Origin of the sequence: Rhizobium sp. 11_C7_N12_5, from assembly GCF_051811145.1 — a bacterium.
GTDB classification, from domain to species: Bacteria; Pseudomonadota; Alphaproteobacteria; order Rhizobiales; family Rhizobiaceae; genus Rhizobium; species Rhizobium lusitanum.
Map to the genome: position 1 here is coordinate 1,022,559 of NZ_JBPWPY010000001.1, position 17,795 is coordinate 1,040,353.

The window sequence follows — 17,795 nt, forward strand, 5'->3', positions numbered from 1 at the left end:
TAAACCCTGGGCCTGCTCTAGAGACTGTGAACCAGCTTGCCGGCGACATAGGTTGCAACCGCCCGGCCGCTCATTCTTGCATCCTCGAAAGGTGTATTCTTCGAGCGCGACAGAAGCATTTCTTTGGCGACAAGCCAAGGCTCGTCGAGATCGATCAAGGCAATATCCGCCTTCGCGCCCGGCTTCAGCGTGCCGGCATCGAGACCGAAGATCTGGGCCGGCCGCGTCGACAGGGCATCGATCAGCCGCATCAGGCTGATCTCACCGCTATGATGGAGGCGAAGGGCGGCGGCCAGCAGCGTTTCCAGCCCGACTGCGCCGTCCTCAGCCTCTGCGAACGGCAGGCGCTTGGTGTCCACGTCCTGCGGGTCGTGTGAGGAAACGATGATGTCGATGGTGCCGTCCGCCAGCGCCTGGATCATGCCCGTGCGGTCGTCCTCGGACCGCAGCGGCGGGTAGAGCTTGAAGAAGGTGCGGTATTCGCCGATGTCGTTCTCGTTCAGCGCGAGATTGTTGATCGAGATGCCGCAGGTGACCTTGGCGCCGCGCGCGCGGGCAAGGCGGATGGCTTCAGCCGATTCAGGCACGGAAATCATGGCGGCGTGATAGTGGCTGCGCGTCAGCGCCGCAATGCGCAGGTCGCGCTCGAGCGGGATGAGTTCGGCCTCCTTCGGGATGCCTGACAGCCCGAGCCAACTCGCAAGCAACCCTTCATGCATGACGCCGTTGGCGCCGAGATACTTGTCGCGGGTCTCGCAGGAAATGACCGCGCCGAATTCCCGCGCATAGGTCATCAGCCGCCGCAGGACCTGTGTGTCGTAGACTGCGGAATGCGCATCGGTGAAGGCAACCGCGCCGGCCGCCCGCAGAAGGCCGATTTCCGTCATCTCCTCGCCGGCAAGACCCTTGGTGAGGGCGGCGGCCGGATAGACATTGACGACCGCGGTGTCGCGCGCCGTCTTTCTGACGAATTCCACCAGGGCGATGTCGTCGATGACGGGATGGGTGTCCGGCATCATGATGAAGGAGGTGACGCCGCCGGCCGCGGCCGCGCGGCTCGCCGAGGCGATCGTTTCGCGATGCTCGCCGCCAGGCTCGCCGACATGGACGCGGGCGTCGACCAGACCCGGCACGGCCACGAGGCCGGTGCAATCCCGTACCGTCGCGCCCTTCGGCGTCGGGTGGCCTTTCGCATCCTTGCCGGCGGCGACGATGATGCCGCCTTCGACCACGATCGCACCGACCTCGTCGAGATTACGGGAGGGGTCGATGATGCGGACATTCTGCAGGACGATCGAGTTGTTCATGCGCCTGATACCTCGCTGCGAGGTCCTTGGTTCTGTGAGACGAGCAGCACTTCCATGACTGCCATGCGCACGGCGACACCCATTTCCACCTGCTCGGCGATGACGCTTTGAGGACCGTCGGCCACCTCGGATGCGATCTCGACCCCTCGGTTCATCGGCCCCGGATGCATGACGAGCGCATCCTCCTTGGCAGCTTTGAGCGTCTCGGCGTCCAGCCCGTAAAAATGATAGTATTCGCGCACCGATGGCACGAAGGCGCCGGACATGCGTTCGCGTTGCAGCCGCAGCATCATGACGACGTCGGCATCCTTCAGCCCTTCCTTCATCGAATGGAAGACCTCGACGCCCATGTCGGCAATGCCCGCGGGCAGCAGGGTAGCGGGCGCCACGACGCGGACACGAGCGCCCATGGCGTTCAGGAGCAGGATGTTGGAACGGGCAACGCGCGAATGCAGCACGTCGCCGCAGATGGCGACGATGATGCGCGAGAGCTTGCCTTTCGCGCGGCGGATCGTCAGCGCGTCGAGCAGCGCCTGGGTCGGATGTTCGTGCTGGCCATCGCCGGCGTTTACGACTGAGCAGGAGACCTTCTGCGCCAGCAGCGCAGCGGCACCTGCGCTCGAATGACGGATGACGAGCACATCCGGCCGCATGGCGTTCAGCGTCATCGCCGTATCGATCAGCGTTTCGCCTTTTTTCACGGACGAATTGCCGACCGACATATTCATCACATCGGCGCCAAGCCGCTTGCCGGCCAGCTCGAAGGAGGACTGGGTGCGCGTCGATGCTTCAAAGAAAAGATTGATCTGCGTGAGACCGCGAAGCGTCGACGTCTTCTTCTCACGCTGGCGGCTTATCTTGACCGCCTCGTCGGCCTTGTCGAGAAGATAGGTTATATCCTGCTCGGTAAGACCCTTGATGCCGATGAGGTGGCGGTGGGGAAAGAAGACCATGGACCTGCCCTCTGGATGTCGTCAGGGGGTCTATAGAGAGGGAGCGCCAAAGGGGCAAGCGCGCGCATGTGACAAGGTCGCGTGTTCCCCATGCAATTTCGCTCGAATCCGGTTACAGCAGCTATGCTGTTAGGAGACAAAACTTCCGGTTTCCTTTTGCAACCCTCTTGCTCTAAAAGCGAAATATGACCCAACAGACCCGGACTGATGACCCATTTGCCGACCTGAACCAGCCGAGCCTCTGGTCCGGCATCAATGCCTATCGTTCCGATCCGTTGATAGTCGATCTGACCTCCGGCCTGCCGCGTTCGACACGGGAAGACCTGGAGCAGCTCGGTCGCTTCGTCACCTCGCACGAGGCGCAGGAACTGGCGCGCATGGCGAACCAGGGCACCCCGCAACTGCGCACCCACGGTCCGCGCGGCGAGCGTCTCGATGTGGTCGAATTCCATCCGGCCTGGCACGCGCTGATGCGCCGTTCGATGTCGTCGGGCCTGCATTCCTCGATCTGGGATGCGCAGGCCGATCCCGAAGCGGTGGGGCAGTCGCACAAGGTGCGCGCGGCCCGCTTCTATCTGACCGCGCAGCTCGAATGCGGCCATCTCTGCCCGCTGACGATGACCAGCGCGTCCGTGGCAGCCATGATGGCGTCGCCAGCCGTCCAGAAGGACTGGGCGCCGAAGATCCTGTCGCGCAGATATGATTCTTCCAACAAGCCGGCCATGCAGAAGACAGCCGTCACCATCGGCATGGGCATGACGGAGAAGCAGGGCGGCACCGATGTGCGCGCCAACCGGACGGCCGCCGACAAGGTGAGCGAGGGCATCTACAGGCTCTCCGGCCATAAATGGTTCATGTCGGCGCCGATGAGCGACGCCTTCATCATGCTGGCCCAGACCAAGGAGGGCCTTGGCTGTTTCCTCGTGCCGCGGCTGCTCGAGGATGGCTCGGCCAACGGCCTGCAATTCCAGAGGCTGAAGGACAAGCTCGGCAATCGCTCGAACGCCTCCTCGGAGGTCGAATTTACCGACACCTTCGGCTTCCTGCTCGGGACGCCCGATGCCGGCATCCGCACGATCCTCGACATGGTGACGCTGACACGGCTCGATTGCGCGCTGGCGTCGGCCGGCATCATGCGGGCTTCGTTGGCCGAAGCCGTGCATCATGCGCGCGGCCGCAGCGTCTTCGGCAAGATGCTGGTCAAACAGCCGATCATGACGCGCGTGCTCGCCGACATGGCGCTCGATGTCGCTGCCGCGACTGCGCTCGCCTTCCGTTTGGCCGAAGCCTTCGACAAAGCGAGCGGCAGCACTGAAGACGCCGCCTACGCCCGCGTCATGACGCCGGTCGCCAAATACTGGTGCTGCAAGATCGCTCCGGCGCTGATTTATGAAGCGATGGAGTGCATCGGCGGCAGCGGCTACATCGAGGAGCGCCCGATCGCCCGCCATTACCGGGAAGCACCGGTCAATGCGATCTGGGAAGGGTCCGGCAACGTCATGGCGCTCGACGTTCTCAGAGTCTTGAACCGGGGCAAGGACCTGTTCGAAACCGTCTTCGCCGGCCTTGCCCGCGATCTCGGGCCCGCCGGCAAGAAGACCATCGAGGTGCTGCGCGCGGCCATGGCGCTTTGCGAGCAGGATGAGGGGGCAGCCCGCCTCCTGGTCGAACAGATGGCGCTCGCCGCCGGTGCGGCCGAGCTCTATCGCCTCGGCGCGGGCAAGATCGCCGATGCCTTCATCGAGACCCGGCTGGCCGGCGGCTGGCGCGCCACCTACGGCATGCTCGATGCGCGCTTCGACGCCAGCTATATCGTCGACCTTCTCTATCCGCCGGCGACATAGAATTTGCGCTAGCGATTGCCGGGCTCGCAGCGGCATCGCCGATTGTCGCGATACCAATATTTACTATGTTGGTATCGGCATAGGAGTGTTTACATGGCCCGCAACACATCCGTTTCGCTTGGTGATCATTTCAGCGCCTTTATCGAAGCTCAGATTCAGACGGGCCGATACGGCTCTGCCAGCGATGTTCTTCGCGCAGGTTTGCGTCTGCTTGAAGAGCATGAAGCGAAGGTCAGGGCTCTTCAGGATGCATTGATTGCTGGTGAGGAATCCGGAAAGCCTGCCCCCTTCGATAACGCCGCATTCCTGAGGCGGATGCGCGCGACATATGGCGAATAGTCCTCGAAAGTACGGCCTGTCCCCGCTAGCGGGGCCGATCTTGAAGACATCTGGCGATATACCGTCGAGAACTGGTCCGTAAAGCAAGCGGAAGCCTACCATGCAGAATTCGTCGAAGCCTTCGAGGGATTGGCGTCCGGTCTGAAAATCGGGCGTCGCATCCATATCCGCGAAGGTTATTTCAACATGCCATCGGCTCCCACTTGATCTACTATCTTCTGCTGCTGCTGGATGCGGAAGTCGCCATCATTCGCGTGTTGCATCGGCGAATGGATGTAAGTCGGCACCTCTGAAGAGACATTGGAGTTTTGATTGTTGGCCGCACAAGATTCTCACGTCAGCTCGCAGAGGCTCCCATGATCAACCTCCGTCAGGTCCAATCCGATGATATCGACCAGCTCTATGCCATCTCGCTGCTGACCGGTGACGCCGGCAAGGATGCGACGGCGCTTCACCGCGATGGCCGTTTGATCGGGCACATCTATTCCGCGCCCTATGCTGCACTCCACCCTGAGATGGTTTTCGTCGCTGAGGATGACGAAGGCGTCTTCGGTTATATCGCGGGCGTTTTCGATACGGTTGCTTTCGAAGAGCGCCTGGAGCGTGAGTGGTGGCCGGATCTGCGGCGCCGGTACGCCGATCCCGTCGGTGATCCGGCACTCTGGGATGCCGATCAGCGCCGGATATCGACAATCCATCATCCGAAACGGACGCCTGCCATTCTCACCGATCCATTTCCCGCACATATTCATATGAACCTGCTGCCGACGGCTCAGGGAAAAGGCGTCGGCACGGCGTTGCTGGAGCGCTGGATGGCGTACGCCAGCGCCAGCGGCGTTAAAGGGGTTCATCTTGGCGCCAATTCCGGCAATCATGGCGGTATCCGTTTCTGGTCGTCGCGAGGCTTCGTACCGGTGGAACTGCCGCCCGATCTGGCGTCGGAAACGACCGTATGGTTCGGCCGGTATCTCTAAATCTGTGGATTCGCAGGCTTTGACGGTGCTGCCGATCACACCTTTGTTGTTCGCGCCAATTCGACTTGTTACTCACCGCTCGGTGACAGATTGGAGCTGAGTCGATGGCCGTTGCAAACGCAGCCGTTAAAATCCTGATGGAAGCGCCCGTTCCGGAAAAGCGGATGCGCAACCGCGCCGCAACCGAGCAGGCGATTCTCGATGCCGCCAAGCGGCTCCTTGCGGAGGAGGGGTTCCAGAATTTCGGTATCAACGCGGTAGCGCGTGGCGCCGGCTGCGACAAGCAGCTGATCTATCGCTATTACGGTGGGCTCGACGGACTGGTGGAAGCCATCGGTGCGGATCTCGGAAGCTGGGTGAAGGATCGCATTCCCGACGATACCGGCGGCATGTTTCTTCTGACCTATGGCGATCTGATGGAGCGGCTTGCCCTGTTGTTTCTCGATGCGTTGCGCGCCGATCCGCTGATGCGCCGTATCGTTGCCTGGGAAGTATCCGAAAACAGCGAGCAGGTTCGCAGGCTCTCAGAGGCCCGCTCCAAGGCACTCGCCGGCTGGATCGAGCGCATGCGCGGCTCGCTCACCCCGCCGAAGGGGATCGACGCACAGGCGGTCAACGCCATGATCTTTGCCGCCATCCAACATGTCGTGCTTTCTGCCACGGTCAGCAATCAATGCGCCGGCCTTGTCTTGAAAACCGCTAGGGATTGGGAGAAGGCGGCAACGGCGCTGAAGCGGATCGTGCGCGGCGTCTACGGCTGATACCGGCGCTCATCCGGGAGATATCCACAAGCCCGCCGCGCCGTTAACCTTAACAAATGGTTTACATTGCGCCGCAACGGTTAACTCGGCAGTGTGAAAAGACCGATTGTTAACTATTAAGCGTGCAGCCATGGGGTCCAGACCCACAAAATTAGTGTTTCTTGTCACGGCGATGATGTTCTTCGCCGTGCTGGCCCTAGATATGACGTTGCCCGCGATGGTGTTGAGCGCCATGGCGCTGTCGAACTGGCTCGTCCTTTCGGCTGGGACGACGCAATATCCGCGTCGAAGAGGTGCCGCATGAAGTGGTTGCTGATTTGCTGGGCTGGGCCCGTCTCGTTTATCGGGGCATGGTATTATCTGTCGTACTACGACATGAGCTTCGGCATCTTCATGCTGACGCGGCAGATGCATGACCTGGTGTTCGAGATCTACGGCAAGATCCTCGGCATTCCGCCGGAAGCCATCCCGCCGCTCGTCGCCCGCGCCATCGCCTTCGACAGTCTGCTGGTTTTCGCGATCTTCGGCTTTCGCCGGCGCGCCGCCATCATGGGCTGGTGGAGGCACCGTCAGGAGTCGAGATCGGACAAGGTTGCTCTGCCGAGCGCCGAAAGCCTGTCCAAGGCTCCCTGAAGAATAAAGCTCGCAGCGGCCGAATCGATGCGCTCGGCCCGCTTGGCACGCGAGACGTCCATTTCCAGAAGCGCCCGTTCGGCCGCAACCGTCGAAAGCCGCTCATCCCAGAAGACGAAGGGCAGGGCGGTCTTGTCGGCCATGCTGCGCACGAAGGCGCGCGTCGCCTGCACCCGCGGCCCCGAAGAACCGTCCATATTGACAGGCAGGCCGATAATAAAGGCCGCCACCCTTTCCTTCTCGGCGAAGGCGAGCAAAGTCTGAGCATCCTGGGTGAACTTCACCCGCTTGATCACCGGGCGCGGCGTGGCGAAGCGGCGGCCGAGATCGGACATCGCAAGTCCGATCGTCTTGGTGCCGAGATCGAGGCCGGCGACCGCCTGCCCGGGCAGGAGCGTCGCGGCTAGGTCTTCGATGGTCAGCGTCGTCATCAAGGTCTCGCTCTCGTCAAAACAAATTGAAGTTCGAACCGCTTTTCTTTGCCGCGGTTTGAGATATCTCCTAGACACCAGCCTGCCATTTCAAATCAAGCATTAAGGAGAAATCCAATGAAGATCACCTGGCTCGGCCATGCCGCTTTTCGCATCGAAACGGCAAAGGCCAAAATATTGATCGATCCTTTTCTGACGTATAACTCTTCCTTTGCCGCCGCTGGCCTCGATATCAAGGATGTTGCCTCGGGTGTGACCCATATCCTATTGACCCACGGCCATGGCGATCACGTCGGCGACACGGTTCAGATCGCCAAGGATACGGGCGCCGTCGTTCTCGCCAATGCCGATCTGGCCTCCTGGCTCGGCACCAAGGGCGTCGAGAAGCTGGAAATGGGCAATACCGGCGGCACCGTTGGTCTCGGCGGCTTCTCAGCCACATTCACCAATGCGCTGCATTCGTCCGCCCAGATCACCGAAGACGGCGTTTCCCACGCGCTCGGCAATCCCAACGGCCTGATGCTGCATTTCGACGACGAGCCGACGCTGTTCCACATGGGCGATACCGATATCTTCTCCGACATGGCCCTGATCAACGAGTTGCATCAGCCCGATATCGGCATCGTGCCGATCGGCGACCGCTTCACCATGGGCGGTGCCGTTGCTGCGCTCGCCTGCCAGCGCTTCTTCAACTTCAAGACCGCCATCCCCTGCCACTACGGCACCTTCCCGATCATCGATCAGACCCCGGAAAAGTTCGTTGCCGGCATGGAGGGCTCGAAGACCGCAGTTGCCGCGCCGAAGGTGGGCGAGAGCGTTTCTGCCTGACGATACCCGTTGCGTATGGCGGACATGGCCTTTATAGCGTGAAGCAAATCCGCTTTTGTGGATAATCTTGCTATCCGGAGAATGCCATGTCCGTCGATCTCGCCACTGTCAAACGCGTCGCCCATCTTGCCCGCATCGCCGTCAATGAAGACGAAGCGCAGCGGATGATGGGCGAACTCAACGGCATTCTGGGCTTCGTCGAACAGCTTTCTGAAGTCAATGTCGATGGCGTCGAGGCCATGACCTCCGTGACGCCGATGGCGATGAAGAAGCGCGCGGACGAAGTGACCGACGGCAACAAGGCCGCCGACATCGTCGCCAATGCGCCGAATACCGATCAGAATTTTTTCCTGGTTCCCAAAGTCGTCGAATAAAGGCTTCCTTTTAGCCCGTTCCGACCCGTTGCCTATTTCCAGATCTGAAGCGAAACAAAATGAGCGAACTGACCAGCCTGACCATTGCCGAAGCCCGCGACAAGCTGCGCGCCAAGGACATCACCGCCACCGAACTGACCGAAGCCTATCTTTCGGCGATCGACGCGGCCAACGGTCAGCTCAATGCCTATATCGCCGTGACGCCGGAAAAGGCGCGCGAGATGGCCAAGGCTTCGGACGCGCGGCTTGCCGCCGGCAAGGCCGGCGCGCTCGAAGGCATTCCGCTCGGGATCAAGGATCTGTTCGGCACCGAAGGCATCCACACTCAGGCTTGCAGCCACATTCTCGATGGTTTCAAGCCTCGCTATGAATCGACCGTTACGCAGAACCTCTGGAACGACGGCGCCGTCATGCTCGGCAAGCTCAACATGGATGAGTTTGCCATGGGCTCCTCCAACGAGACTTCGTATTACGGCCCGGTCATCAACCCTTGGCGTGCCGAGGGCTCGAACCAGCAGCTCGTTCCGGGCGGCTCATCCGGCGGTTCGGCTGCTGCCGTTGCAGCCCACCTCTGCGCCGGCGCCACGGCGACCGATACCGGCGGCTCCATCCGCCAGCCAGCTGCCTTCACCGGCACCGTCGGCATCAAGCCGACCTATGGCCGTTGCTCGCGCTGGGGCATTGTCGCCTTCGCTTCGTCGCTCGACCAGGCTGGCCCAATCGCCCGCGACGTTCGCGATGCCGCCATCCTCCTGAAGTCGATGGCAAGCGTCGATGCCAAGGACACGACCTCGGTCGACCTGCCGGTGCCGGATTACGAAGCCTCGCTCGGCCAGTCGCTGAAGGGCATGAAGATCGGCATCCCCAACGAATATCGCGTCGACGGTATGCCGGAAGAGATCGAAACGCTCTGGCAGCAGGGTATCGCCTGGCTGAAGGACGCCGGCGCCGAGATCGTCAACATCTCTCTGCCGCACACCAAATACGCGCTGCCGGCCTATTACATCGTCGCGCCCGCCGAAGCATCCTCGAACCTCGCGCGCTACGATGGTGTCCGCTACGGCCTGCGTGTCGACGGCAAGGATATCGTCGACATGTACGAGAAGACGCGTGCTGCCGGCTTCGGCCAGGAAGTGAAGCGCCGCATCATGATCGGCACCTATGTTCTCTCGGCCGGCTATTACGACGCATACTACCTGCGCGCCCAGAAGGTCCGCACGCTGATCAAGCGCGATTTCGAGCTTGCCTTCCATGCCGGTGTCGACGCCATCCTGACGCCCGCCACGCCGTCCTCCGCCTTCGGCATCGCCGACGAGGATCTCGCTTCAGATCCGGTAAAGATGTACCTCAACGACATCTTCACGGTGACGGTCAACATGGCCGGTCTCCCCGGCATCGCCGTCCCCGCCGGCCTCGACCCGAAGGGCCTGCCGCTCGGCCTCCAGCTCATCGGCAAGCCGTTTGAAGAGGAAACCCTGTTCAAGACCGCCCACGTCATCGAACAGGCCGCCGGCAAGTTCACGCCGGCGAAGTGGTGGTAAGCACCATAATTTGAGGTCCATGACCGACGCCGACCACGAAACGGCCGGCGCGGTCGGCTTTGCCGCTCGGTGGAGCGGCGACGCTTTGGATGCAAGATTCAAAAGTCCTGACGTTATTGCGGCCGTCGGTCGAGAATGCTTCTCTGACCCCTTCATGGCCAAAGACGAAGTCATCGTCTCCGAGGTTGATGGTCGCGTCACCGGCTGGATCGCGCGCGAAGACCATCGCCATCACATTTTGGACCGAAATACGATCATAAATTGCAGCAGGCCGCTTGGTCTTGTCCTCTGCAACCGAATCGGAAGGTCTCTTCATGCTCAAGCAAGTCACGGCGATCCTGCTTCTCAGTGTGGCATTTCCTGCAATTTCGCTGGCGGCGGACAACGGGGCCATTCGCGCCATTACCTTGTCCTCGGGTGGCCTTGCCGAGGTCTCTCGATCCGCGGCAGTCGGTAGCGACGGCGTGGTCCGGCTCGAGGTGCCTCTCGACCAAGTTGATGACATGCTCAAGAGCCTTGTGGTCAATGAGACCGACGGCTCCGTGGCCGGTTTCTCGCTGGCGGGGCCGCAACCTCTAGAGGAAACCTTCAAAGGCCTGCCGTTTACGCCGGAAGCGCTCTCATCCGTGCCGTCGCTTTTGACATCGATACAGGGCGCCGGAGTATCGGTCACCAGCGGTGGGAAAACTGTTGAAGGAAGCATTCTCGGGATCGAGATCAGGAAGGCTGGCGAGAGTGCGCCGGTTCCGCTGCTGACCGTTCTCGACAAGGATGGCGCTGTGGAGACGCTGGCGCTTGGCGAGGATGCGTCCGTCCGGATTGAGGATGCTGAGATGAGAGCGAAGGTTGCCAAGGCGGCGGCGGCCATTGCCCGTGGCAAGAACGACGGCAGCCGCACCATCGATATCAAGCTGAGCGGTGTGAAGAACGGCGGCGATATCGGCCTGACCTATGTGGTTCCGTCTCCGATCTGGAAAACGGCCTACAAGGTTGTGACCGAGGCAAATGGCAAGGCGCGTTTGCAGGCATGGACCGTGCTGGAAAACGCCAGCGGTGAGGATTGGAAGGGCGTCAAACTGACGTTGACGTCGGCCGAGCCAGTGACGCTGAAGCAGGGCCTGCACAAGCTCTATTGGAGACAGCGGCAAGAAGTGCCGGTCAATACGGCTTCGAATATTGCCCCTGATCTCGATAGCGGAGACCTGTCCAACAGGCAGCGGCTGTCATCGGATGCGGAGGAACCAGTAACAGCGCCCGCGCCTGCCAAGGCAATGATGGGTGGCGCCAGCAGAAAGGCAGCCGCATCTGGATACATGGCCGACGAGTTGGAAAGGCCTGCAGCGCCAATGCAAATAGCTGCTGGTAGTGCTGCCAATGCCACCGAAAGCGATATCTCGGCCACGTTCGAACTTCCGGGGACTTACGATCTGGCAAATGGCGACACCTTATCGGTGCCGATCGTGGATGCGGAGCTGGATGCCGATATGGTGGACATGTATCGGGCTGGCAGCTCATTTCCCAATCCCATCGCTGCCGTGATGCTCAAGAACACCACAGGCGTCAGCATGCCGGCGGGAATTCTGACGCTGTACGATAGCAAGATCGGCTACATCGGCGACTCCCAGCTATCCGCGCTGCCCAAGGGCGATACGCGCCTTGCCAGTTTCGCAACCGACCGAAAGGTGTCGATCAGTGAGCAGCAGACGCCGACGGAGGAGATTGCCTCTCTCAAGGTTTCCGATGGCGTGATGCAAACAATCGTCAAATACCGCCAGACGACAACATACACTGTTTCAGGGGCGCTCGACGGCGAAAGGACCGTTATTGTCGAACACCCGATTAGGGACGGTTGGTCGTTTTCGTCGGACGAAAGTCTCGGCAAGACGGCAACACACCAGCGGCTCAAGACGGTCGTGCCGGCGGCTACGGAAAAGACACTGACGGCAGTCGACGAGCAGCTTCAGAGCAACAGTTACGCTCTGGTCGATGCAGAGCCGGACATGCTGCTTGGATGGTCGGCTTCGGCCCATGACAAGGTACTTGTAGACAAGCTCGCAAACCTGGCGGAGGCGCGCAAAAAGCAGGTCGCTGCCCAGAACGATCTGGAGAGTTTCGACAACGAAATAGAGAAACTCACCAATGACCAGGAGCGGATAAGACAGAATATCGGCGCGGTTCCGGAGAACAGCGATTTGAAGAAGCGCTATTTGAAGGCTCTGGCAGATAGTGAAGACCAAATCGCTGCAGTCGGCGAAAAACGCGCCGCGATGCAAAAGGACAGCGATCGTCTGGGCAGCCAGGTGGCGGAGCTCATCAGGACATTCTGATCGCCACCTGTGCTTCGTCACATGAGCCGCACGAGCGGATGAGAGCCGCCCGACCGGGGCGGCTCTCATGTTTTCTCTACCTATTATCCAATTGCGCCCTCACCAGCCTCAGGCCCCGTTCCGTTATCCGGTAGGGATGTCCGCCGGAGGATTTGATGGCCTTTTGCTGTTTGAGCTTGCGGAAGAGCTCGATACCGAAACCGGGGTAGAGCCAGCCGTCCCGCGTGTAGCAGTTGACGGTCTCGATTTTCTTGTTTTCGGTGCGTTCGATTTCAATGCGCCCGCCTTGAGCGAGCAAATGCAGGATGCGCTGCTCTGCGCGTGAGATATCCATTGTCGTCAGAATCCGGAAAGCGCCAAAGGCGCAACAAAACGATCCGACACTCCCTTTAGGGAAGTCGGGGCTTCGTTTTCGGGCCCAGCACGCAAGAAGGCTTGCGGGCAGGGCCTTTACCGGGTCTGAGAAAAGGTAGACATCAAAACTCCATTGACGCGGCAGTTTTAAAACAGGTTGCAACCGGCGGTCAAGTTTCACTCTCGTTGGACTTGGGCCGCCACCGTGCGCTTGCTTTTATCTCGTCGCTGGAAAAAGCTGTTTTCCGGTGCTTTACTGCTGGAAACGGCGGGGGCCCGATGATCCATATTCGCAATGCGCATGAAGGGGAAGCGGAGGTACTGGCCAATATCGGCCTGCGCTCATGGCAGAAGGCCATGGGCTCGATCGGAAGTCCGGTCGAGCTTCTGGAAAGTGCAAGCGACGCCTTTTCGAATTTCACGCGCAACGTCTGGCTGACAATCACGGTCATCGAGCTGAACGGGGAGGTCGCCGGCTGGGCGGCGCGCGAGGGCCTCGATGAGACCATCTCCGATTTCTGGATCGACCCGGGGTTTCTCAGGCGAGGTCTAGGTTCGGCACTCCTGGCGCGTATCGAGCAGGACATGCGCGAACAGGGGCTGGAAAAGGTTTCGCTGCACACTCATGCCGGCAATGTCGACGCGATCGGTTTTTTCAAGGCTCGTGGCTATGAGATCAACTGGCTGTCGATCGTCTATTCCCCGAAGCTCGATAGTGATGTGCCGACCATCGGGCTTTCAAAAGCGCTGGTCGAAGATAGCGACGGCGTCTACGGTCCAGGCATATAGCGCGCCGGCGATGCCGAAAGCCTTGCGCCATCTCGCCAATTGCTCTACCTCACAAAGTTCAGAAGAACAGCATTTCAAGAGCTTCCCATGACCCTTGTCGACGTCCGCACGCCAGATCCGAAACGCTTCATTCCCGGTGCCACCGGCGATTGGGAAATCGTTATCGGCATGGAAGTCCATGCCCAGGTGTTGAGCAATTCCAAGCTCTTCTCCGGTGCCTCGACCGAGTTCGGCAAGCCGCAGAATTCCAACGTCTCGCTGGTCGATGCCGCCATGCCCGGCATGCTGCCCGTCATCAACGAGGAGTGCGTCAAGCAGGCCGTGCGCACTGGCCTCGGCCTGAAGGCGCAGATCAACAATCGTTCGATCTTCGACCGTAAGAACTATTTCTATCCCGACCTGCCGCAGGGCTATCAGATCTCGCAGTTCAAGGATCCGATCGTCGGCGAGGGCAAGATCGTCATTTCGTTGGGGCCGGATCGTCAGGGGCAGTTCGAAGATATCGAGATCGGCATCGAGCGCTTGCACCTAGAGCAGGACGCCGGCAAGTCGCTGCACGACCAGCACAGCACCATGTCTTACATCGATCTGAACCGGTCTGGTGTTGCATTAATGGAAATCGTCTCCAAGCCGGATATGCGTTCGTCGGACGAAGCCAAGGCCTACATGACAAAGCTGCGTTCGATCGTACGCTATCTCGGCACGTGCGATGGCAACATGGACGAAGGCTCGATGCGCGCCGACGTCAACGTCTCCGTGCGCCGTCCCGGTGGCGAATTCGGTACGCGCTGCGAAATCAAGAACGTCAACTCCATCCGCTTCATCGGCCAGGCGATCGAATACGAGGCTCGTCGTCAGATTGATATTCTGGAAGAGGGTGGTTCTATCGAGCAGGAAACCCGTTTGTTCGATGCAGGCTCGGGAAGGACTGAATCCATGCGCACCAAGGAAGATGCGCATGACTACCGCTATTTCCCCGATCCGGATCTGCTGCCGCTCGAATTCGATGACGCCTTCGTCAAGGAGCTTGCGGCGCACTTGCCCGAGTTGCCCGACGACAAGAAGGAGCGCTTCGTTCGCGAGCTAGGCCTGTCGATCTACGACGCCTCCGTTCTGGTCTCGGAAAAGGCGATCGCAGATTATTTCGAAGCGGTCGCTGCCGGCCGTGACGGCAAGATGGCGGCAAACTGGGTCATCAACGACTTGCTGGGTGCTCTGAACAAAATCGGCAAAGATATTGAAGAGACTCCGGTTTCGCCCGCCCAGCTCGGCGCGATCATCGATCTCATCAAGGCTGAAACCATCTCCGGCAAGATCGCCAAGGATCTGTTCGAGATCATCCTCACCGAGGGCGGCGATCCCGCAGAGATCGTCGAGGCCCGCGGCATGAAGCAGGTCACGGACACCGGCGCCATCGAAAAGGCCGTGGACGAAATCATCGCTGCAAACCCGGATCAGGTCGCCAAGGTCAAGGCCAAGCCGACGCTTGCCGGCTGGTTCGTCGGCCAGGTGATGAAGTCGACCGGCGGCAAGGCCAATCCGCAGGCCGTGCAGGCGCTGGTCAAGGCCAAGCTCGGCATCGAAGAGGAATAGTCCGGTGTTCTTCGTCCGCACCGCCGGCGAGCAGGACCTGGAAAAGGTTCGCGCTCTGCTGCGCGAAACCTGGCATGTGACCTACGACCATATCTATGGGGCCGACAAGGTCAGCGAGTTGCATGCCTCCTGGCATTCTCTGGCGTCGCTGAAGGCACGGCTGGCGAAGAAGAACGCCGAATTCCTCGTCGCCGACGACGGCAAGACGATCGGCGGCATGGGCTATGCCGCCATGTCCACGGAGATGACAAAGACTGTCGAGCTCTACATGCTCTATGTCGGCCCGCGCTACCAGCGCCAGGGCGTCGGCCGCGATATCTTCGCAGAGCTGGAAACCTGCTTTCCGGACGCAGAAGTCATGCGCCTGGAGGTCGAACCACAAAACGAGCCTGCGATCGCCTTTTACACGGCGCATGGCTTCGTCGAAGTCGGCCGCACGGAAAACTGCGGAAATGCGCAATCGGGCATTCCGGCGCTGATATTCGAGAAGCCTCTCGAAAACCACTGACAGCTAGGCAGGTCGATCATGAACAGTGCCGATTTGATCATTCGCGAAGCTCGTGAGGCTGACCTTCCTTCCTTGATCGACCTCTTCGCCGCAGATGCTGTCGGAGGCCACGGCGATACCACCGATCCATCCGCCTATGGCGATTACCTCCGGGCCTTCCGCACGGTCGATGCCTCATCCGAGCAGACGCTCTACGCCGCCGAACTGGCCGGCGAAGTCGTAGGCACGTTCCAGACGATGATCACGACATCGCTGACCGGCCGTGGCTCCTCCGCGATGATCATCGAAGCTGTGCAGACGCGCACGGATCTGCGTGGGCAGGGGATCGGCGCCACAATGATCAATTTCTGCATTGCCGAGGCAAAAAGCCGCGGCATGCGGCTGGTGCAATTGACCTCGAACGCCCAGCGCAAGGATGCTCACCGCTTCTATGAGAGATTGGGTTTCAAGCCGAGCCATCTTGGTTTCAAGATGACATTGAAATGACAGCGTTTGCCTGCTGGAATCACTGGACAAGCCCGTCCGGTGGCGGCATAAGCAAGCTATCGAATTCTGGTATCGCTCGCCATTCAGCGGGTATCGAGGAAAAGACATGTGGAATTTCATCGTACAAACCTTCACCTGGTGGAATGGTCAGACAATGGGGACGCGGTTCGCGACCTGGCGTTTCGGCAAGCGCGTCGGCGAGGATGAATTCGGCAATGTCTATTACGAAGGTGGCATGTCCTCCTACGGTCTCCCGAAGCGCTGGGTGATCTACAAGGGTTACGCGGAAGCCACGGCAATTCCCCCGGGCTGGCATGGCTGGATGCATCACCGCACCGACGTTCCGCCGACCAAGGAAAACTATGTCGCCAAGGAATGGGAAAAGGGGCACCGCGCCAACCAGACCGGCACTCCGCAGGCCTATCGCCCGCCGGGCTCGCTGGCCGTTGCCGGCGAGCGTCCGCGCGTGACCGGCGACTATGACGCCTGGACCCCGGGCAACTGAGCAGAAGGGGCCGGCTCGTCCTTTGGCCACAATTGGCCGTTAGGCGCGAGAGATGCCGGCTCTTGCTCGGCGCTTTGACCGAGACCAAGCGGAGATTGTCGGATATGACGTTTTTCACGCGGAGCGCTTCTTTGCGTGTAATGGCGGGAGCCGTGATCGCTCTCTTGGCTGGCATCGTTTTGCCGCCTTCCGCAGAGGCGGCCCGCATCGCCAATCCCGTCGCCGTTTTCTCCGGCCTCGACAAGATCACCGGCCGTATCACGACGTTCGATGTCTATATGAACGAGACCGTGCAGTTCGGCGCGTTGCAGGTGACGCCGCGGGCCTGCTACTCGCGTGACGATACCGAACAGCAGAAGGTGGACGGTTTCATCGAAGTTGATGAGATCACGCTGGATCGCCGCATCCGCCGCATCTTCACCGGCTGGATGTTCGCCGACAGCCCCGGTCTCAACGCGGTCGAGCATCCGATCTACGACGTCTGGCTGAAAGAGTGCAAACAGAAATCCGACATCCCGCCGCCGGATACCGCCGGCGCGAAATAGCCGATCCCTGGAGAATCCGCAGCCGTGCCGACTCGCCCGCAGGAGCATCGCTCCCGCGGACGGTTTGCTATTTTGCCTTCGGATTTGAGGCTGCCTCACCGATCGCATCGCGATCATCTTCATCGGACAGATCGATGACGATGCGCATGCCGGCCTTGATGCGATGACGTAGAACGTCGCTGCGGTCCGGATGGCCTCTCAGCTTGCCGCAGCCATGCAGCACCTTGAGCCTGGATCTCGAAATAGTCAGCTCGGACGCAAGCAGGCGATCAAGGCGAAGGTTCAAGGCGAACACGCTCGCAAGCTCGATTTCCAGTGTTGTCCAGCTCGCTTTCCCCTGCGCTACTTCCTTCCGGACAATGGCGTCAGGCAATTCATCGACGCGCAGCGCCTTGCGCTTCAGTCCGTCGAGATCGAATTCCTGAAGTCGTACCCAGTCCGGATCGTTGCCTTGCAAGGCTTCCAGGGTAGCAGGGCTGAGATCACGAATGGTCCGCCGTTCGAAGAGGGTCCGATTCCACGTCTTCCCGCAATCGGAGCATTTATAGACGAGCCAGGCATCAAGCCTTTTGCCATTGGCATTGAGCCTGATCTTGCCGCTCGATCTGAAGGGTTTCAAGCATCCGCAGCCGCTACAGGCGATCCATGGCTGGGGTGCGGTCTGAGGATAGATGGTCCATCGGACCCGAAGAATATTGCACAT

At 60.3% G+C, this 17,795-nt stretch carries 22 protein-coding genes; 16 read left to right on the forward strand and 6 right to left on the reverse strand.

Annotated features, from left to right (window positions below):
- Positions 1-17 precede the first annotated feature (17 nt).
- On the reverse strand, positions 18-1,307 hold the full coding sequence (locus AB8B29_RS04940) for a dihydroorotase (RefSeq protein WP_037194294.1): 1,290 nt from the start codon (positions 1,305-1,307) through the stop codon (positions 18-20).
- Complete coding sequence (locus AB8B29_RS04945; RefSeq protein WP_037194296.1) at positions 1,304-2,260, reverse strand: aspartate carbamoyltransferase catalytic subunit; 957 nt, start codon at positions 2,258-2,260, stop codon at positions 1,304-1,306. The genes AB8B29_RS04940 and AB8B29_RS04945 overlap by 4 nt, the downstream gene beginning before the upstream one ends.
- A gap of 185 nt (positions 2,261-2,445) precedes the next feature.
- Between AB8B29_RS04945 and AB8B29_RS04950 the strand changes: the two genes are divergently transcribed.
- The 6 genes from AB8B29_RS04950 to AB8B29_RS04975 all read left to right on the forward strand — a co-directional run bounded on the left by AB8B29_RS04950 (position 2,446) and on the right by AB8B29_RS04975 (position 6,811).
- Positions 2,446-4,104, forward strand: a complete 1,659-nt coding sequence (locus tag AB8B29_RS04950) for an acyl-CoA dehydrogenase family protein (RefSeq protein ID WP_047639229.1) — start codon at positions 2,446-2,448, stop codon at positions 4,102-4,104.
- A gap of 93 nt (positions 4,105-4,197) precedes the next feature.
- Positions 4,198-4,443 carry a type II toxin-antitoxin system ParD family antitoxin gene (locus AB8B29_RS04955; RefSeq protein WP_037194300.1) on the forward strand — a complete coding sequence of 82 codons (246 nt, stop codon included), beginning with the start codon at positions 4,198-4,200 and terminating at the stop codon, positions 4,441-4,443.
- A 48-nt stretch (positions 4,444-4,491) separates the two neighbouring features.
- Positions 4,492-4,650: a hypothetical protein gene (locus tag AB8B29_RS04960; protein ID WP_439006672.1), complete on the forward strand. Its 159-nt coding sequence runs from the start codon at positions 4,492-4,494 to the stop codon at positions 4,648-4,650.
- A 149-nt stretch (positions 4,651-4,799) separates the two neighbouring features.
- On the forward strand, positions 4,800-5,417 hold the full coding sequence (locus AB8B29_RS04965) for a GNAT family N-acetyltransferase (RefSeq protein ID WP_047639230.1): 618 nt from the start codon (positions 4,800-4,802) through the stop codon (positions 5,415-5,417).
- Positions 5,418-5,521: 104 nt separating this feature from the next.
- Entirely contained in the window at positions 5,522-6,178 is a 657-nt protein-coding gene (locus AB8B29_RS04970; RefSeq protein ID WP_047639231.1) for a TetR/AcrR family transcriptional regulator, read from the forward strand.
- 300 nt (positions 6,179-6,478) lie between these two features.
- Positions 6,479-6,811 (forward strand): DUF6105 family protein, encoded by a 333-nt coding sequence (locus AB8B29_RS04975; RefSeq protein WP_037194307.1) that lies wholly within the window; start codon positions 6,479-6,481, stop codon positions 6,809-6,811.
- Here the strand turns inward: AB8B29_RS04975 and ruvX are convergent.
- Positions 6,748-7,242, reverse strand: a complete 495-nt coding sequence (gene ruvX, locus AB8B29_RS04980) for a Holliday junction resolvase RuvX (RefSeq protein WP_047639232.1) — start codon at positions 7,240-7,242, stop codon at positions 6,748-6,750. The two genes, AB8B29_RS04975 and ruvX, sit on opposite strands and share 64 nt — an antisense overlap.
- A gap of 117 nt (positions 7,243-7,359) precedes the next feature.
- Between ruvX and AB8B29_RS04985 the strand changes: the two genes are divergently transcribed.
- The 3 genes from AB8B29_RS04985 (at position 7,360) to gatA (ending at position 9,985) form a co-directional block, all read left to right on the forward strand.
- Complete coding sequence (locus AB8B29_RS04985; protein ID WP_047639233.1) at positions 7,360-8,070, forward strand: metal-dependent hydrolase; 711 nt, start codon at positions 7,360-7,362, stop codon at positions 8,068-8,070.
- A gap of 86 nt (positions 8,071-8,156) precedes the next feature.
- Positions 8,157-8,444, forward strand: coding sequence for an Asp-tRNA(Asn)/Glu-tRNA(Gln) amidotransferase subunit GatC (gene gatC, locus AB8B29_RS04990; RefSeq protein ID WP_037194314.1), 288 nt, complete (start codon positions 8,157-8,159; stop codon positions 8,442-8,444).
- 59 nt (positions 8,445-8,503) lie between these two features.
- On the forward strand, positions 8,504-9,985 hold the full coding sequence (gene gatA, locus AB8B29_RS04995) for an Asp-tRNA(Asn)/Glu-tRNA(Gln) amidotransferase subunit GatA (protein WP_047639234.1): 1,482 nt from the start codon (positions 8,504-8,506) through the stop codon (positions 9,983-9,985).
- On the opposite strand, the gene AB8B29_RS05000 is transcribed toward gatA, so the two are convergent.
- Positions 9,963-10,388, reverse strand: coding sequence for a hypothetical protein (locus AB8B29_RS05000; protein WP_162740609.1), 426 nt, complete (start codon positions 10,386-10,388; stop codon positions 9,963-9,965). The two genes, gatA and AB8B29_RS05000, sit on opposite strands and share 23 nt — an antisense overlap.
- 100 nt (positions 10,389-10,488) lie before the next feature.
- Here AB8B29_RS05000 and AB8B29_RS05005 point away from each other — a divergent pair, with 100 nt between their 5' ends.
- Entirely contained in the window at positions 10,489-12,312 is a 1,824-nt protein-coding gene (locus AB8B29_RS05005) for a DUF4139 domain-containing protein (protein WP_439006195.1), read from the forward strand.
- Between the two features lie 76 nt (positions 12,313-12,388).
- On the opposite strand, the gene AB8B29_RS05010 is transcribed toward AB8B29_RS05005, so the two are convergent.
- Positions 12,389-12,646 (reverse strand): YjhX family toxin, encoded by a 258-nt coding sequence (locus AB8B29_RS05010; RefSeq protein WP_047639237.1) that lies wholly within the window; start codon positions 12,644-12,646, stop codon positions 12,389-12,391.
- Between the two features lie 299 nt (positions 12,647-12,945).
- Between AB8B29_RS05010 and AB8B29_RS05015 the strand changes: the two genes are divergently transcribed.
- The 6 genes from AB8B29_RS05015 to AB8B29_RS05040 all read left to right on the forward strand — a co-directional run bounded on the left by AB8B29_RS05015 (position 12,946) and on the right by AB8B29_RS05040 (position 17,092).
- The gene (locus AB8B29_RS05015) at positions 12,946-13,455 is read left to right on the forward strand and encodes a GNAT family N-acetyltransferase (RefSeq protein ID WP_037194321.1); all 510 of its coding nucleotides are present in this window, start codon (positions 12,946-12,948) and stop codon (positions 13,453-13,455) included.
- 87 nt (positions 13,456-13,542) lie between these two features.
- Positions 13,543-15,048, forward strand: a complete 1,506-nt coding sequence (gene gatB, locus AB8B29_RS05020) for an Asp-tRNA(Asn)/Glu-tRNA(Gln) amidotransferase subunit GatB (protein WP_047639238.1) — start codon at positions 13,543-13,545, stop codon at positions 15,046-15,048.
- A gap of 4 nt (positions 15,049-15,052) precedes the next feature.
- The gene (locus AB8B29_RS05025) at positions 15,053-15,556 is read left to right on the forward strand and encodes a GNAT family N-acetyltransferase (RefSeq protein ID WP_047639239.1); all 504 of its coding nucleotides are present in this window, start codon (positions 15,053-15,055) and stop codon (positions 15,554-15,556) included.
- Between the two features lie 18 nt (positions 15,557-15,574).
- Complete coding sequence (locus AB8B29_RS05030; protein ID WP_047639240.1) at positions 15,575-16,042, forward strand: GNAT family N-acetyltransferase; 468 nt, start codon at positions 15,575-15,577, stop codon at positions 16,040-16,042.
- A 106-nt stretch (positions 16,043-16,148) separates the two neighbouring features.
- Entirely contained in the window at positions 16,149-16,547 is a 399-nt protein-coding gene (locus AB8B29_RS05035) for an NADH:ubiquinone oxidoreductase subunit NDUFA12 (RefSeq protein WP_037194329.1), read from the forward strand.
- Between the two features lie 104 nt (positions 16,548-16,651).
- Positions 16,652-17,092, forward strand: a complete 441-nt coding sequence (locus AB8B29_RS05040; protein WP_047553400.1) for a DUF2155 domain-containing protein — start codon at positions 16,652-16,654, stop codon at positions 17,090-17,092.
- A 67-nt stretch (positions 17,093-17,159) separates the two neighbouring features.
- Here AB8B29_RS05040 and AB8B29_RS05045 read toward each other — a convergent pair whose 3' ends face one another.
- Entirely contained in the window at positions 17,160-17,711 is a 552-nt protein-coding gene (locus tag AB8B29_RS05045) for a DUF1062 domain-containing protein (RefSeq protein WP_439006198.1), read from the reverse strand.
- Positions 17,712-17,795 lie beyond the last annotated feature (84 nt).